Here is a 15,914-nt window from a genome sequence, read left to right on the forward strand (position 1 = left end):
TATTATCATAGGCTCTTTATAGAACAAACAAACCTAAGAGGTTGAAATCTCCCCAGCCTTCTTCAGTGCCTGCTTAGCAATAATTGGTCCCAAAAGTTCATAAACTACAGTAGACCCCAATATAATGTTGCGCAATTCACTTCCCATTCCAGGAAGCGCTTCTTCTGCCAGAAGTGATAAACCTATAGCAACTCCAGCTTGAGGGATGAGGGTAAAACCTAAATATTTTTGAACCTTTTCAGGCGTTCGGGCTATTCGCGCCCCAACGTATGCTCCCAATACTTTTCCTATAACGCGAAAAACAATATATCCTATCCCCAAAACACCAACTTTTCGTAACATTGAAAGCTGTAAATCTGCTCCAGATAATGTAAAAAACGCGACAAAGATCGGAGGTGTAAAACGATCAACAACAGAAAGAACTCTATCTCGAGCATAGACGACATTAGAGACAGTGGCTCCAATCATCATAGAAACAAAAAGAGAAGAAAGAGAAAATGTAGTCGCTAATCCTATACCTAAAAAAATGGACGCTATCGTTACACAGAGAAGAGCGTCTTCCCCCTTAACTCGGCCAGAAGCAAAAGATAGGAAAAGGCCTATACATAGCCCTAAAAGTAAGGAGAGGCTTACTTCACGTAAGATTCGCCCAACCACTGAAACAAGCGACACGACACTACCCGTTTGTATTAACGCTTCCGCAAAGGCAACAGAGATTCCGAACGTAAGAATAGCCACCGCATCATCCATGGCAACGACAGGAAGAAGGGTATCAACTAAAGGGCCTTTGGCTTTATATTGTCTTATAACAAGAATAGTTGCTGCAGGGGCAGTAGCTGCAGCAATAGAACCTAAAACCAAGCTAAAATGGAGCGTCTGTTTAAAAATGAAAAACATTGAAGCAGAAACAAACAAAACTGCTCCGAGCGACTCCATTAAAGTAATTCCAACGACAGATAGTCCTAACTTTCTAACATGTTTCAAATTAAATTCACTGCCTATACTATAGGCTATAAAACCAAGTGCAACTTCGGAAACAATAGAAAGAGAGGAAACAACATCTTTAGGCATTAATCTCCCTACAGAAGGACCTATTATGATTCCTGCCAATATATAGCCAGTCACATTTGGCAGTTTCATTTTTCTCACAATTTTGGACATGAGGATTCCTGCCAATATGACTATGGCAATATAGTACAAGACATGCACGAAGAATCGACTCTCCTTAGATATATATTTTTTATTGAATTACTACTCTAAATCTGGAAATTTACTTGGGGGAGCGAGGAACAAGTCCCTCGACGTGAGTTACTGGAATTGTAAATAAAATACCAACATCTGGTTTTGAAAGATCCTCTACAACTCTTTTAACTGCGTCTATTGCTGGTTGAACCTGTTCGTCGTCTAATACAACAAAGATCGTTTTATTATATGGATATTGGTCATTAATCAACATTTTTATAGAACCAAAAAGCGGAATTTTATCCACCTCTTCATGAAGAACACGAGCCATCCCCTTACTATCAATAATAGTTCCACCCTGCACTCCAATATCAAGAAATTCTTTAAAAAGACTTTCCACCTTATCAACCTTATTAAGGACTATAACTAGCATCTGCATGGCACACACTCCTTACAGTGTTATATTATTTCATACATCATACACTATAAATGAAAAGCCGACTTGACTTTAACAAGTCAGCCGGCTTTTCTGCTCGGAAACCAAGCTATTCTGCTTCTATCGAGGGGTGTGTTATTTACAAATGTAAGCTGTTTTTGAACATCTGGTAGCCTTCATCAAAGGCCTGAGAGTTCAATTCTTTAGTACCTGCCGGTACCTTCTCAAGAATGGCTTTTTTAACAGATTCTGGATGCACTACATTCTCAAGCTCAAGCACACGAGCCACAGCACCAAGGGCCACCATATTTGTTACAAGTTCTCTGCCAAGCTTTTCGCGTGCCGTACGCAAAATAGGCAAGTGATATATATAAGCATCGACCTGTGGAAAATCAGTAACAAAAGTATCGTCAAGAATAATTCTTCCTCCAGGAAGCGTATCAGAAGAAAATTCTTCACATGCCTGCTGCGTCAAAATAACCTGAAGGTTAGGTCGTGTAACTTTAGGATAATCTATCGGCTCTGTGGATATTACCACTTCTGCTTTAGATTTACCGCCTCTCGCTTCTGGACCATAAGACTGGGTCTGCACAACATAAAGTTTTTCCTCATGAAGAGCAGCTGCTTCTCCAGCTATTACCGCAGCCAAAATAATTCCTTGTCCGCCAGAACCAGCAAATCGAATTTCATACCTACTCATGATCCTTCCCCCTTACTCGTTCAATAAGAGAAAGGTACTGCTCTGTATATTCAGGAACATCCTTATTGACAAATTCACCAGTGACAATCTTCCCAACAAGCTCTTCCGGCGACATATTCTTTGCCTTCACGAGAGATACGCTGTTCTCTTTAAAGAAGTTAATATTATCAATTGGTGTTCTCCGTTTATTTCTTCGACCAAACTGTGTATGACAACTTGATACAATTTCTATAACCGAAAATCCTTTTTTCTTTATACCGTTAACAATATACTGCTCAGCTAACTTTGGATTTGCAATTGTCGCACGAGCTACATAAGAAGCTCCAGCACCTTCTGCTAAACGACAAATGTCAAAAGGAGGATCTATTGCTCCGTAAGGAGTCGTTGTTGCTAGAGCACCTTGGGGTGTCGTCGGGGAAGCCTGCCCACCAGTCATACCATAAATATTGTTGTTCATGACTATAGCTGTAATGTCAATATTTCGTCGGCAAGCATGAATGAAATGGTTTCCTCCAATAGCTGAACAATCTCCATCACCCATAACATCGACAACGGTAAGAGAAGGATTAGCTAATTTAATACCTGTAGCATATGCAAGCGAACGACCGTGGGTTGTGTGTACGGTGCAAGCATCAATATATCCAGGCATACGGCTAGAACAGCCTATACCAGAAGCTATGACAGTCTGGCTTTTCTTTTTATCAAGATCCACAAGCGCACGAAGCAGCGCATGCATAATGATTCCATGGCCACATCCAGGACACCAAATGTGAGGGAAAAACCGTGTTCGTAACCAACTCATTACTTCCTGACTTGGCATCTTAGGCCACCTCCTCTATAGCAGAGAGAATGTCTGAAGGTTGGAAGAGCTCGCCATTTACCAAGTTCTGAGGTACAACTTTAGCTTTTCCATGAACGGCTCTTTCTACTTCAAGAACCATCTGCCCACAATTTAACTCAGGAACAAGAATTGTTTTTGCTTTTCGAGCAAGACGCTCAATTTCTTTATCAGGGAAGGGCCAAAGAGTGATCGGTCTGAAATAGCCTACGTGAAGCCCTCTGCTACGAGCCTCTCGAACTGCTCTAAGACTCGATCTGGCCACACTTCCATAAGAGACGACGATAACATCAGCATCATCAACATTTTCAGTTTCATACTCTACGATATCATCTCTGAAGCGATCGACTTTCCTCATCAAACGAAGCATTTTATTCTCTATTTCGTCTGAATTATTCGTTGGGAAACCCCAATCGTTATGCGTTAATCCCGTTACATGCCATGTATAACCATCACCGAAAGAAGCCATGCACGGCAGATCATCCTGAGGATCTGGACGATAGGGAACAAATTTTTCAGGTACATCGACTGGACGTTTTCTATTCACTATAGGATACGAACCAACTTCAGGAAGAACAATTTTCTCTCTCATATGGCCTAATACTTCATCGCTCATGATGAGAACCGGCTGTCTAAAACGTTCAGCAGCATTGAAAGCTCTGATTGCTAACTCAAAGCATTCCTGAACGGAACATGGAGAATAACAAATAGTAGCGTGATCTCCATGAGTTCCCCAGCGAGCCTGCATAACATCCTGCTGGCTTATTTTTGTAGGAACTCCCGTCGAAGGGCCACCTCTCATAACATCAACAATGACTACAGGAATTTCTGCCATATAAGCAAGTCCTAAGTTTTCCTGTTTCAAAGAGAATCCCGGACCTGATGTTGCCGTTAAAGCTTTTTTCCCTGCGATAGAAGCCCCAATAATTGCCGCCATTCCTGCAATTTCGTCTTCCATCTGGATAAAACGGCCATTAAGACGAGGCAACTCTGTAGCCATAATTTCTGCTATTTCCGAGGAAGGGGTAATAGGATAACCAGCAAAAAAGCGGCAACCAGCAGCGAGAGCTCCATACGCTAACGCCTCATTTCCTTGCCAAAAACGAACCTCAGGCATCCTCTTTTCCCTCCTTTACAGTTACTGCAAAATCTGGGCAAGTATTTTCACACTGCCTACAACCAATACAATCTTCAATTCTTTCAACTTGAGCTTTGCGCTGCTCATTAAAACCTAAAACTTTTTTGGGGCATATATTAATGCACAATCCACATCCTTTGCACCATGCCCTATTAATTATTACTTCGTGTTTTTTGGGCAAAGCCGCCACCTCCCAAAGAGATAGGGAATTAAAAAACAAATAGTTGTTTTTTGAAAAACCCAGTATGCCAAGCATACTGTTTTCGGTTTTTTTATTCAAGCTCTTATTTGTTTTTCTCTTTTTTATCTTTTTTTATTTTTATGGTAAAAAAGATAAAAACTATTGATCTTTTAAGCGACTTATATAAATCGCCTAAAAGATCAATTACTTATTTTTAATATTCTTTTGAAACGTCCCGAAATCTGGATCTCTTAAATAAAGTGGCCTTACTTGTTCTGGAGACACTTCTCTGGCTTTATATTGAGTTCCTAAGTAAGCAAGAATTCCTCCTGAAACAATGCAATGAACAAGTGGATATTCCGGCGTTTCAGAAAAAAGTTCTGCAATTCTTTTCACATCATCACAAAGGCAACAAACATTATTATCCTGTTCGTTATATAGCCTGCTAATTTCACCCCGAATATCATCTATTTCGAAAAAGGAAGGATGAATAAGTTCTTTCTGCAAGCCGTCGCCTTCTCCACAATATGCCGCAGCATAAACACCACCGCGACCAGCCCAAACCAAAGGAACTGCTGTGATTCCAAATTTTGAAGCAGAATATGCCATTACTTCAAGGGTAGAAAGAGGAATAACCGGGATTTCTAATCCCTTTGCTAATGCACAACCATAAGCAATGCCTACTCTAACACCAGTAAAATAACCAGGACCAACAGTAAGAGCAACAGCAGAAATATCTTCTAAAACTATATTTTGCATAGTGAGCATATGCTCAACAAGTTCCGGTAGTTTTGAAGCCTGCTGTCTTCCTATATTCAAATTCATCTCTGACAAAATTACGCCATCTACGGCAAGCCCAAGATTTGTCCATCGAGTGCAACAATCTATTCCTAATATAATTTGGCTCATGATTTTGACTCCTCTAGCTCTTTATATAAAGCATGCAATTTCTGGCAGGCCTTTTCCCCTTTAGCTTCAAAAGATATCCGTCGAACATTTTCACTTACCCTATCAAAGAATAATATCCACGTATCTTCTGGGGGAAGGACATTTAATCGATCTGGCCATTCTATGACCATGACAAAACCATCATCAAGATACTCACTTAGACCAAGGTCATATTCTTCTCCCTTTTCAAGACGATATAAATCAACATGAGCAAGAGGAAGTCGCCCGTTATATTCGTTGATAAGAGTAAAGGATGGACTTCGTACTCCCCTGGCCCCCAATCCTTCTCCAAGCCCTCGTACAAGCATAGTTTTACCTGCGCCTAGATCCCCATAAAGAAGAATACTTAACCCCGGATAAACATGGTCCGACATGTATATACCAACTTGTTTCGTCTCTTCAGGGGATGCTGTCGTTATTTCCACCTTTTCCGCCTCTTTCTTTCTATTTTTTGCTTTTCCCTATAACATAAAAAAGGATAAGTGTTCCCGCTATTAATGACCCCATAACCAACAATGCAGAGCCCACAGGCCAATCTTTATGGAGCTGCTTCATTCCCAGCATCCAGAAAGCTGCCATAAGAAAGGCAATAAACGTCATGTGTAATCCCCGCATACGCGCTTTTTCGGTTTTCCTTTTCTCCTCTTCCCAATCAACTTTTCGTCTTCTCATGTCCGCCTCTCAAGCCATGAAGGATTGAAGGAATTTCCATTGCTATTTCACGAGACAACAATCCATCAATACCTTGTTTTTGAGCAAGATTGCGACCTGCTCTTCCATGTACCCAGGCCCCTAAAGAAGCAGCATAAAGAGGCGAAAAATGTTGAGCTAAAAAGGTTCCCACAATTCCAGAGAGAACGTCTCCAGATCCAGGTATGGAAAGTTCGGGGCCTCCTTCTTGAACAACAATAGACTGACATTCTGTACAAATAACAGTTCCGTAACCTTTTAAGATAACTGTTCCCCATTCATTAGCAAGTTGTCTTGCTGCGTAAAGACGCGAAGAAGCTATATCTTTGGAAGAAATTTCAAGAAGCCTTGCAGCTTCACCTTCATGAGGAGTTAAAAGAACATCATCTCTTTTTTTGAGTGATGTCCTCAATTCTGCTAGCCAAAACAATCCGTCTCCATCTACAAGAAGAGGATGAGGCCAATTATTCCACATATATTCTATCAAAGCGCCACTCCAACGATCGCGCCCCAGCCCAGGGCCAACGACAGCAGCTGTTCCTCGATCTGCCCAGCAAAGAAGTTCTTCGAAATTTTCATGAGCCAAAGGTGTAAAAACGGCTTCTGGAACAAAAGAAGTCCCCTCATTGCACACTTCGTTATTACTTGCGACAATGACAATACCACAACCGCTCTTAAGGGCCCCTACCGCAGAAAGCAAAGGTGCTCCTCTGTAATGACGACTTCCACCCACTATAAGAAGTGTTCCCCTACCACCCTTATGAAGGGTGCATTTCCGTTTCGGCAAAAGATCAATGCTATCTTTTTCTTCCCAGATGCTAAGATTCGCCTTTGGGGGAAGAACAGAAGAAGGAGGAACTCCTATCGATACAACATCGACATAGCCCGTATGTGCCGCTGCTGGCATTACTCCCAGCCCCGTCTTCATGGCAAGCATAGTAATGGTAATAGAAGCCGATACACAAGGAGAATAAATCTCTCCTGTCTCAGCATTAATGCCGCTTGGAATATCAATCGCAATAATATTTTCCTTATCCTCTAACAACGTTATGATTCGTGCAATTTCTCCTCTGGGATTTCCTCTACTCCCCGTTCCTAGAAGACAATCAAGAATTACATCATTTTCAGATATAGCCAATGTAATCTCTTCGCCTGTCATTGTATCTGAGCAGCGCATAGGAACATTGAGTTGCGCTAATATATCTAAATTAGTTCGCGCATCACCTTTAATCTTTTCTGGAGGTGCCGTTAAAATAACTGTTGGAGAAAACCCCCAACGCACAAGATGCCTAGCTATAACATAGCCATCCCCGCCGTTATTTCCAGGACCGGCAAGAACAAGAAATTTTTTGGCACGTGGAAAAAAGCGATGTGCAGAAATTGCAGCTTCCAATCCTGCATTTTCCATGAGAACTATTCCTGGTATTTTTAAATTTTCTATAGAAAGAATATCTGCTTTCCGAATTACATTTGGATCATATAGATATTTCACCTGAAACCACCTCCACAATAACAAAGGCGATAGCATAGTCACCATCATGAGAAAGACTAATATGTACCGTTACATTTTGTTCTTCAACCCATTGCTCTATTACAGGCGAAAAACATGGTACAGGAGCGGATGACGTGCGCTGAAGCCAAAATCCTTTAAAGATAACTTTAAAAAAATCAAGACCTGTAGCTTTAGCAAAAGCCTCTCGTGCCGCAAAAGATGCCGCAAGATGACGTGCAGGGTTCGCTTTAGACATGGCATAGTCATACTCAGCCTGATGAAAAACGCGCTTTAAAAGATGCTCGTTATAAAGTAATTTCTCCATTCGAGATATTCGACAAAGGTCAACACCGATTCCCTTGATCATAAAAGCCCTCCCCTTCTCTTGCTTCTTTTATACCACGCTATTTTAAAAAACACCTAATTGGCACAGAAATCTTTTGTGATAGGATACAATTTAGGGTAAAAGAAACTAAATATGCTGCATGAGGAGGGAAGAAACGATGAGACAGATCCTTTCTCAATCAACACTAGACCAATTAGTGCACCGAGCCGTTGAAAAAAAATATATTTACGGAGCTGTTTTTTACGTATCATCTGCTGATAAAAGTGTTGATTTAATAAGTGCCTCTGGAAATATGCACGAAGACAGCCCATATTTTATTGCGAGCATTAATAAGCTCTTTATATCCTCCATTATTCTAAAACTCGCTACAACAAAGACTTTGAATTTAAACGATAAAATTTCGAAATATCTCTCCGATGAAATTCTTCAAGGCTTACATGTTTACAGAGGGAAGGAGTATTCTTATACCCTTTCTATTGCTCATCTTATGTCTCAAACATCAGGACTTCCTTGTTACTTAATTGACAAGCAAAGCGATGGGAAGAAATTCATGGAAGAAATTGAAGCAGGAATTGACCAACAGTGGCCTATTAATAAAGTCATAAAAAAAGTAAAAGGGATGAAACCACATTTCCCACCTGGAGAAAAAAACCGAGCAAAATACACAGATACAAATCATCAAATTCTAGGGCTCATTATAGAAAATATTACAGGGGAACCTATACGTATCGTTTTAAAAACTTTATTTCGCGAATTAGGCCTCTCTCAAACCAAGGTATACGAAGAAGGTATAAGTGAGAAATTTATTCCTATCCGATATAAATCTAAAATAATGCACATCCCCATGTTTCTTAACTCTACACAAAACGACATTATTTCTACAGCAAGAGACCAAATGGCGTTTTTAAAAGCATTTTTCGACGGCTATTTTTATCCCAAAGAACACCTTTATGAATTAGAAAAATGGAATAAAATATTTTTCCCCTTTTACTATGGTGTAGGAATAGAAAAATTTTCTCTACCCCGTATTTTTTCTCCCTTCCATCCTGCTTCTGTAATGATAGGACATTGTGGGTCTACGGGCGCAGTAGCTTTTTATATCCCCAAAGAGCAACTGTATATTACAGGAACAATAAACCAGCAGGCAAAACCGAATGTAGCTTTTCAAACAATGATAGGAATCATACAGGCAACGAAAAAAGCCGTCCTCTAACGAAGACGGCTTAATTTCTCTAAAATGGTGGGTGGTAGAGGATTCGAACCTCTGACCTCTTCCGCGTCAAGGAAGCGTTCTTCCCCTGAACTAACCACCCGACGAAACGGTATTCTACAGGTCTTGGCCTGAAATGTCAATAACATAAAAGAGCTAAAAAGGAGTTAAACTAGTTTTAACTGTTCTTCTTTTTCTCTCCCAACTCTTTTCCTCGGCGTGTAGCTTCTGTAATGGCACGTATAAAAGCTGCTCGGACTGCCCCTTCTTCCAATTGATAAAGCCCTTCAATAGTTGTTCCTCCCGGAGTGACAACGCCGTCTTTAAGATCCGCTGGGTGCCTTCCTGTGTCTAAAACCAACTTTGCAGCCCCAATCATTGTAGCGGCTGAAGCCTTCAATGCTAAATTCTTAGGAATTCCAACACGGAGTCCTCCGTAGGTCAACGCTTCAAGCACTGTAAACATATACGCCGGCCCTGACCCAGATATACCCGTAATAGCATCAAGATTCGGTTCTATTGTTTCTTCACTTTCTCCCAAAAGATCAAAGAGAGATTTCGCGACGTTTCTATCTTCATCCGTTGCACCCAAAGATGATGTATATGCTGTAAAAGCAGCATTAACAGATGCGCAAATATTTGTCATTCCTCGAATCCATCGAGCCGCTGGTGCTGCTTCCATAAGCTGTTCCAAACGTAGGCCAGCTGCCATGGAAAAACAAAGTTTATTCGATAAATTCGTAGCTAAAGAGGCAATTACTGGTAATTGAATATGAGGTTTTAAGGCAAAAACGACAACATCTGCCCTATTAATCGCTTCCTCACTATCAGCAATGTAATGAACGCCCTCTTTCTCTAAGGCTTCCACTTTCTGTCTATCTTTGTCATAGGCAAAAACAGTGCATTTCTTATGGGCCCAACCCTGTGCCACAGAACCGCCCAACATTCCAGCACCAATGACGGCTATTGACTCTACATTTTTATTCACCATGACCATCTACTCCTTTTCCCCTGGCCCACTCAAACATTCCCAGTGCCGCAGCAACACTGGCATTGAGAGAGCCGGTTTTGCCCGTTATAGGAATACGAACTAACATATCACATCGTTCAGCAACAAGACGGGACAATCCCTCTCCTTCCGCCCCAACGACAAAAACAGCCTTATCAGGATAAGTTGCTTCCCAAAGTGTCTGTTTTGCATTATGGTCAAGACCTACAACCCAAAACCCTTCGCCTTGAAGCTGCACAATCGTCTGCGCTATATTTGTCACAGAAATCATGGGGAGACGCAAGGCTGCCCCCGCACTTACTTTGACAACAGTTCCTCCTGGCAAAGCAGAACGTCTTTTAGGATAAATAACAGCTGTTGCTCCAGCAGCTTCCGCAGATCGAATAATAGCACCTAAATTATGAGGATCAAGGATATGATCAAGAACGACAAGAAGAACTGGTGTCTTATTGGATGCAATCGTTGGTAAAAAATCATCCAATTCTAATTGATCTACAGCAGTAATCTTAGCTACGACACCTTGATGATTCTCTCCAATACACATAGTATCAAGAACCATCGGTGCAACCTTTTGAAACGTTACTTTTGCAGAACGGGCAAGAGTTGTCACTTCTCCAGAAAAAGATGGGTGAACTCTCTCAGAAATCCATAATTTCAGACACTTTTGAGGAGAATAACGCAATAAATCAAGAATGGGTTGACGCCCCCACATAAGGTCATCTAGTTGCTGCTCTCCTTGTTCTTTATTTTTTTCTTTGCTTTTGTCTTTGTTTTTATATATATCACGATGTCTCGTATCGCGATCTTTAGAATTCTTAAAACTTTTCGTGTTACGATGCTGTTTTGCGCTCATAATGTTCATCCCTTTCAAGCTGTCTGGCATATTCATGAAGATATGCAGACGTGTATCCCTCTCTGCTCTTTATTATTTCTTCAGGAGTTCCTTGGCAGACTATTTTTCCTCCCTCCATACCACCCTCGGGCCCCAAGTCGATAATGTAGTCAGACGATAACAAAACATCCAAGTTATGTTCTATCGTTACAACTGTATTCCCCTGATCGACTATTCGATGCAAAATCTGGAGCAATTTCTTTACATCGGTATAAAAAAGCCCTGTTGTTGGTTCGTCAAGAAGATATAATGTCGGCCCAGTAAAACGTTTACTTAGTTCTTTTGCTAATTTTACCCTTTGCGCTTCTCCCCCACTCAACGTTAATGCTGACTGGCCCAAACGGATATACCCCAAGCCCGCATCTTGTATGAGGGCTAGTTTTGAAGCTATTCGAGGTATATCTTTAAAAAACTCTGATGCCTCATCCACTGTCATATTAAGAACATCTGATATATTCTTCCCTTTATAACGAACTTCGAGCGTTTCTCTATTGTACCGTGTACCTCCGCAAACCTCACAATCTACATAGACATCGGGCAAAAATAGCATGGAGACCTTGACAGAACCAGCACCGCCGCAAGCTTCACATCGTCCCCCACGAACATTAAAACTAAACCGCCCAGGAGCATAACCTCGTATTTTAGACTCTGGAAGCTCAGCAAAGAGTTCCCGAATAAGAGTAAAAAGCCCTGTATACGTTGCGGGGTTCGACCGCGGAGTCCGCCCAATAGGACTTTGATCTACAAGCACAACATTTTTAAAGACTTCGGCGCCTTCTATTTTAAGGTGTTTTCCTGCCCTCTCTCTAAAATCTCTGTCAAGAATACGCTTCATTCCTTTATATAAAACATCGTAAAGGAGGCTGCTCTTTCCCGATCCCGAAACCCCGCTAATGCATGTAAAAACACCAACTGGTATAGGAACATCAATATTTTTCAGATTATGATGGGCAACTTTTTTTAGCGTGAGCCAATTGGAAGGTCGCCTGAGATTCTCTCTCCGAACACATCCCGACACCTCTCCTCGAAGATATGGACCTGTCAAAGCCTTGCTGCTTTTAACCTCTTCTGCCGTTCCAGAATTAATAATTTCTCCACCTAATTCACCAGCCCCAGGCCCCATTTCCACAATAGCATCAGCTGCAAGCATTGTTTCCCTATCATGCTCTACAACAACAACAGTGTTGCCCAAATCCCGAATAGATCTGAGAGTGCGCAAAAGACGATCTGTATCTCTAGAATGAAGACCTATCGTCGGCTCGTCAAGAACATAAAGAACGCCGCTAAGCTTCGAACCTATCTGCGTAGCCAGACGAATACGTTGACTCTCTCCTCCACTTAGAGTATCGGCTCGTCGTAAAAGGGAGAGATAACCCACTCCCACATCAATAAGAAAAGAAAGCCTCTTTTCGAGTTCAATCATGACTTGCCCCATGATTTTCTTTTCATTATCAGTAAACTCCATCTCTTTCAAAACGGGCAAAAGCCGGTCAACTGGCATTTCAACGAGCTCTCCAATAGTGTAATTTTTGAGCTTTACCATCAAAGCTTCTGGACGAAGACGAAGTCCGTGACATGTTTGACATACATCTTCTATACGATATCCCGCTAACTCGTCCATGACACTTTCAGATTCAGTCTCTTTCCAACGATTTTCAAGCCAAGAAAGCAACCCTTCGTATTTTCCCATATATTGACGACGTTCTCCTCGATCCGAAAAAAACATTGGAAGCCGCTCGTCACTACCGTACAGGATAAAATGCCGAACTTCTTCGGGAAGCTTTTCATAAGGCAAAGACATATCCCATCCTTTCGTCTGGGAGAAGGTGTAGAGTTTACTCAACATATAGTGTTTTTTCTTCCAAGGAAGAAGTGCGCCTTCTTCAACCGAACGGACTGGGTCTACGGCATGTTCCTCACAAAAATGCTCATGGCTGCCTAGTCCAGAACACTCTGGGCAGGCTCCGAAGGGGCTATTGAAGGAAAAAAGTCGTGGCTCTATTTCTGGAAGAGAAATGCCACAATCAGGGCACGCATAATTTTCTGTAAGAAGCTGCTCCTCTCCCCCCTCTGTAACGAGCAGAACATAGCCGCCAGAGAGAGAAAGAGCAGATTCGACAGCTTCGCTGATGCGGCCTTTACGATCTTCCAGAACCTTTAAACGATCTATAACAACTTCAATAGTGTGTCTCTTATTTTTATCAAGAGGAATTTCTTCTTCAAGCCAAAAAGTAGTGCCATCCACTCGAACTCGCATAAACCCTTTTTCTCTATTTTGTGCAAAGAGATTTTTAAACTCGCCTTTTTTCCCTCGAACCTGAGGGGCAAGTATTTCTAAACGCTTTTCTGGATAGTTGCGGAAAATAATATCGACAATTTCATCTAAGGAATGCCTGACCACAGCCTTTCCACACGATGGACAATAAGGAATTCCTAAACGGCCATAAATCAATCGCAAATAGTCGTAAACCTCGGTAACTGTTCCCACTGTTGAACGAGGATTATGTGAAGTTCCTTTTTGTTCAATGGATATAGCTGGGGATAGACCTGATATATCGTCTACATCTGGTTTCTTTTGTACACCAAGAAATTGTCTTGCATATGCAGAAAGAGATTCAACGTAACGTCGTTGCCCTTCCGCATATAACGTATCAAAAGCTAAAGATGATTTTCCTGACCCCGAAGGCCCGGTAATAACTACTAATTTATTCTTTGGAAGTGTAACGTTTATATTTTTGAGATTGTGCTCTCTTGCTCCTCTTATGCTGATGAGATGCAACTCGTTGCCACTCCTTCCCTTTCGAATCTGTTAATATATCACGAATTTGCGCCGCTTTTTCAAAATCAAGTTTTTCAACAGCTTCCCACATTAATCGCTCAAGATCAGCATGGGTATATTCTTCTATGTCCTTTCCTCTCTTTTTACCTCGTTTACTCTTAACTAATTCTATATCCTCCATAAGCTCTTCTGGCAAAAGACTTTGTACCGACTTATAAATAGATTGAGGAATTATTCCATGCTCATCGTTAAAGCGCATCTGTATCTCTCTACGACGCCGCGTTTCCTCCACAGATGTTTTTATACTTTCAGTTTTTTCATCGGCATAAAGAATAACTTGCCCGCCAATATTCCTCGCAGCCCTTCCCATAATCTGAATGAGCGAACGATGAGACCGCAAAAATCCTTCCCTATCAGCATCAAGGATAGCAACTAACGATACTTCAGGGAGATCCATACCTTCTCGTAACAAATTAACTCCTACGAGTACTGAAATCTCTCCGTTTCGAAGATCTCGGATGAGTTCAGCCCTTTCAAAAGTATTTAATTCAGAGTGTATGTACTTTACTCTAAACTGAAGTTCTGCAAGATATTCAGCCAAATCTTCAGATGACTTCTTCGTTAAAGTTGTAACAAGTGCTCTTTCACCTCGTTCAGTTACTTCCCGAAGTCTATTAACGAGATCATCAACTTGTCCCGTTGCTGGACTTACAATAATTTCAGGGTCGACAACTCCCGTTGGTCGTATAATCTGCTCTACAAGACTACCAGACACTTTACGCTCCCAATCCCCTGGAGTAGCTGAAATAAAGATAGCCTGATGAAGATTTTTTTTAAATTCCTGCCAGTTCAGAGGCCTATTATCCAAACAGGAAGGAAGGCGGAATCCATTCTCAACTAAAGTGAGTTTTCTGGCTCTATCTCCATTGTACATTCCTCGCACCTGAGGAAGCGTAATATGAGATTCGTCGATAACCATAATGAAATCATCAGGGAAAAAGTTAAGGAGAGTTCCAGGAGGCTCACCAGGCTTACGACCATCAAGATAACGAGAGTAATTTTCTATGCCTGAACAATATCCTGTCTCAGCCAACATTTCCATATCGTATCGAGTTCTCATTTCTATACGCTGTGCCTCAAGGAATTTTCCCTGCGCTTTAAAAGAAGCAACCTGTTCGTCCAACTCTTGCTGGATCTGGTCCATAGCCTTATCAATGGCATCCCTGCTTGTTATATAGTGTTGAACGGGGAAAACTGAAGCCTTTTCTAAAGACCGTAAAGAATGCCCGCTTACGGGATCAATGTCATCTATTCGTTCTATTTCATCGTCATAAAAAGCAATTCTAATGGCAGTCTCACTATAAGACGGATAAATCTCTATAACGTCGCCTCGTGCCCTGAATTTACCGGGCTCAAGAATCATATCATTTCTAGCGTAATAGTTATCGAGTAATCGTTCCATAAAATTGCGACGATCCCATTTTTCACCAACAGAAAATGGGAAGATAACCTCTTCGTACATTTCCTTTTTTCCCAAGCCATAAATACATGATACGCTCGCAACAACAATTACATCTCTTCGCTCTATGAGAGCTTTCGTCGCTGCTAATCGTAATCTTTCAATACGATCGTTAACGGAGGCATCCTTTTCTATATATGTGTCACTTGACGGGATATAAGCTTCGGGCTGGTAATAATCATAATAACTTACAAAATAATGAACTGCATTGTCAGGGAAGAATGATTTAAATTCAGAGTAAAGTTGCGCAGCTAAAGTCTTATTATGTGCAAGGACAAGAACTGGACGATCGAAGTGGGCTAAAACATTGGCAACAGTAAAAGTCTTACCACTTCCGGTAACCCCTAAAAGGGTTTGGAATCGTGTATTTTTCTCTATGGAAGAAATTAATTGTTCTATTGCTTCAGGCTGATCCCCTGAGGGAGGCCAATCAGATCTCAATTTAAAAATTTCAGCCATGATGTACCAACTCCCTTTCTCCTTAGTCTATCATTCATGGCAGTAAAAAAAAGCGTGCCTGCAAGGAGTAGCAGACACGCTTAAGGTCGTTAAAG

Annotated in this window: 16 protein-coding genes and 1 tRNA gene; 1 reads left to right on the forward strand and 16 read right to left on the reverse strand. The window is 41.4% G+C overall.

Annotated features, from left to right (window positions below; genetic code table 11):
- Positions 1–33: 33 nt before the first annotated feature.
- From RBH88_RS06150 to acpS, 11 genes are all read right to left on the reverse strand, one after another.
- Positions 34–1,209 (reverse strand): cation:proton antiporter, encoded by a 1,176-nt coding sequence (locus RBH88_RS06150; RefSeq protein ID WP_307879453.1) that lies wholly within the window; start codon positions 1,207–1,209, stop codon positions 34–36.
- Between the two features lie 61 nt (positions 1,210–1,270).
- Positions 1,271–1,621, reverse strand: a complete 351-nt coding sequence (locus RBH88_RS06155; RefSeq protein ID WP_213690770.1) for a P-II family nitrogen regulator — start codon at positions 1,619–1,621, stop codon at positions 1,271–1,273.
- Between the two features lie 136 nt (positions 1,622–1,757).
- Positions 1,758–2,318: a 2-oxoacid:acceptor oxidoreductase family protein gene (locus tag RBH88_RS06160; RefSeq protein ID WP_307879454.1), complete on the reverse strand. Its 561-nt coding sequence runs from the start codon at positions 2,316–2,318 to the stop codon at positions 1,758–1,760.
- On the reverse strand, positions 2,311–3,138 hold the full coding sequence (locus RBH88_RS06165; RefSeq protein ID WP_213690771.1) for a 2-oxoacid:ferredoxin oxidoreductase subunit beta: 828 nt from the start codon (positions 3,136–3,138) through the stop codon (positions 2,311–2,313). The genes RBH88_RS06160 and RBH88_RS06165 overlap by 8 nt, the downstream gene beginning before the upstream one ends.
- 1 nt (position 3,139) lies before the next feature.
- Positions 3,140–4,273, reverse strand: coding sequence for a 2-oxoacid:acceptor oxidoreductase subunit alpha (locus tag RBH88_RS06170; protein WP_213690772.1), 1,134 nt, complete (start codon positions 4,271–4,273; stop codon positions 3,140–3,142).
- On the reverse strand, positions 4,266–4,475 hold the full coding sequence (locus RBH88_RS06175; protein WP_213690787.1) for a ferredoxin family protein: 210 nt from the start codon (positions 4,473–4,475) through the stop codon (positions 4,266–4,268). The genes RBH88_RS06170 and RBH88_RS06175 overlap by 8 nt, the downstream gene beginning before the upstream one ends.
- Before the next feature lie 204 nt (positions 4,476–4,679).
- Positions 4,680–5,384 carry a tRNA (adenosine(37)-N6)-threonylcarbamoyltransferase complex dimerization subunit type 1 TsaB gene (gene tsaB / locus RBH88_RS06180; RefSeq protein WP_307879455.1) on the reverse strand — a complete coding sequence of 235 codons (705 nt, stop codon included), beginning with the start codon at positions 5,382–5,384 and terminating at the stop codon, positions 4,680–4,682.
- A complete protein-coding gene (tsaE, locus tag RBH88_RS06185) occupies positions 5,381–5,848 on the reverse strand; it encodes a tRNA (adenosine(37)-N6)-threonylcarbamoyltransferase complex ATPase subunit type 1 TsaE (RefSeq protein ID WP_213690774.1) in 468 nt (155 codons plus the stop codon). Before tsaE ends, tsaB begins: the two co-directional genes overlap by 4 nt.
- A 19-nt stretch (positions 5,849–5,867) precedes the next feature.
- Positions 5,868–6,095, reverse strand: a complete 228-nt coding sequence (locus tag RBH88_RS06190; RefSeq protein ID WP_213690775.1) for a hypothetical protein — start codon at positions 6,093–6,095, stop codon at positions 5,868–5,870.
- On the reverse strand, positions 6,076–7,605 hold the full coding sequence (locus tag RBH88_RS06195) for an NAD(P)H-hydrate dehydratase (RefSeq protein ID WP_307879456.1): 1,530 nt from the start codon (positions 7,603–7,605) through the stop codon (positions 6,076–6,078). Before RBH88_RS06195 ends, RBH88_RS06190 begins: the two co-directional genes overlap by 20 nt.
- On the reverse strand, positions 7,589–7,972 hold the full coding sequence (gene acpS, locus RBH88_RS06200; RefSeq protein ID WP_213690777.1) for a holo-ACP synthase: 384 nt from the start codon (positions 7,970–7,972) through the stop codon (positions 7,589–7,591). Before acpS ends, RBH88_RS06195 begins: the two co-directional genes overlap by 17 nt.
- Positions 7,973–8,108: 136 nt before the next feature.
- Between acpS and RBH88_RS06205 the strand changes: the two genes are divergently transcribed.
- Complete coding sequence (locus RBH88_RS06205) at positions 8,109–9,164, forward strand: serine hydrolase (protein WP_213690778.1); 1,056 nt, start codon at positions 8,109–8,111, stop codon at positions 9,162–9,164.
- A 25-nt stretch (positions 9,165–9,189) separates the two neighbouring features.
- On the opposite strand, the gene RBH88_RS06210 is transcribed toward RBH88_RS06205, so the two are convergent.
- The 5 genes from RBH88_RS06210 to uvrB all read right to left on the reverse strand — a co-directional run bounded on the left by RBH88_RS06210 (position 9,190) and on the right by uvrB (position 15,819).
- A tRNA-Val gene (locus RBH88_RS06210) sits at positions 9,190–9,264 on the reverse strand.
- A gap of 75 nt (positions 9,265–9,339) precedes the next feature.
- Entirely contained in the window at positions 9,340–10,152 is an 813-nt protein-coding gene (gene proC, locus RBH88_RS06215; protein ID WP_213696044.1) for a pyrroline-5-carboxylate reductase, read from the reverse strand.
- Positions 10,142–11,023: a 23S rRNA (guanosine(2251)-2'-O)-methyltransferase RlmB gene (gene rlmB / locus RBH88_RS06220; RefSeq protein ID WP_307879457.1), complete on the reverse strand. Its 882-nt coding sequence runs from the start codon at positions 11,021–11,023 to the stop codon at positions 10,142–10,144. Before rlmB ends, proC begins: the two co-directional genes overlap by 11 nt.
- Positions 11,001–13,841, reverse strand: coding sequence for an excinuclease ABC subunit UvrA (uvrA, locus tag RBH88_RS06225; RefSeq protein ID WP_213690781.1), 2,841 nt, complete (start codon positions 13,839–13,841; stop codon positions 11,001–11,003). The genes rlmB and uvrA overlap by 23 nt, the downstream gene beginning before the upstream one ends.
- Positions 13,768–15,819, reverse strand: coding sequence for an excinuclease ABC subunit UvrB (gene uvrB / locus RBH88_RS06230; RefSeq protein ID WP_213690782.1), 2,052 nt, complete (start codon positions 15,817–15,819; stop codon positions 13,768–13,770). Before uvrB ends, uvrA begins: the two co-directional genes overlap by 74 nt.
- Positions 15,820–15,914: the final 95 nt, after the last annotated feature.

The sequence above is a fragment of the Aminobacterium sp. MB27-C1 genome (assembly GCF_030908405.1).
GTDB lineage: Bacteria > Synergistota > Synergistia > Synergistales > Aminobacteriaceae > Aminobacterium.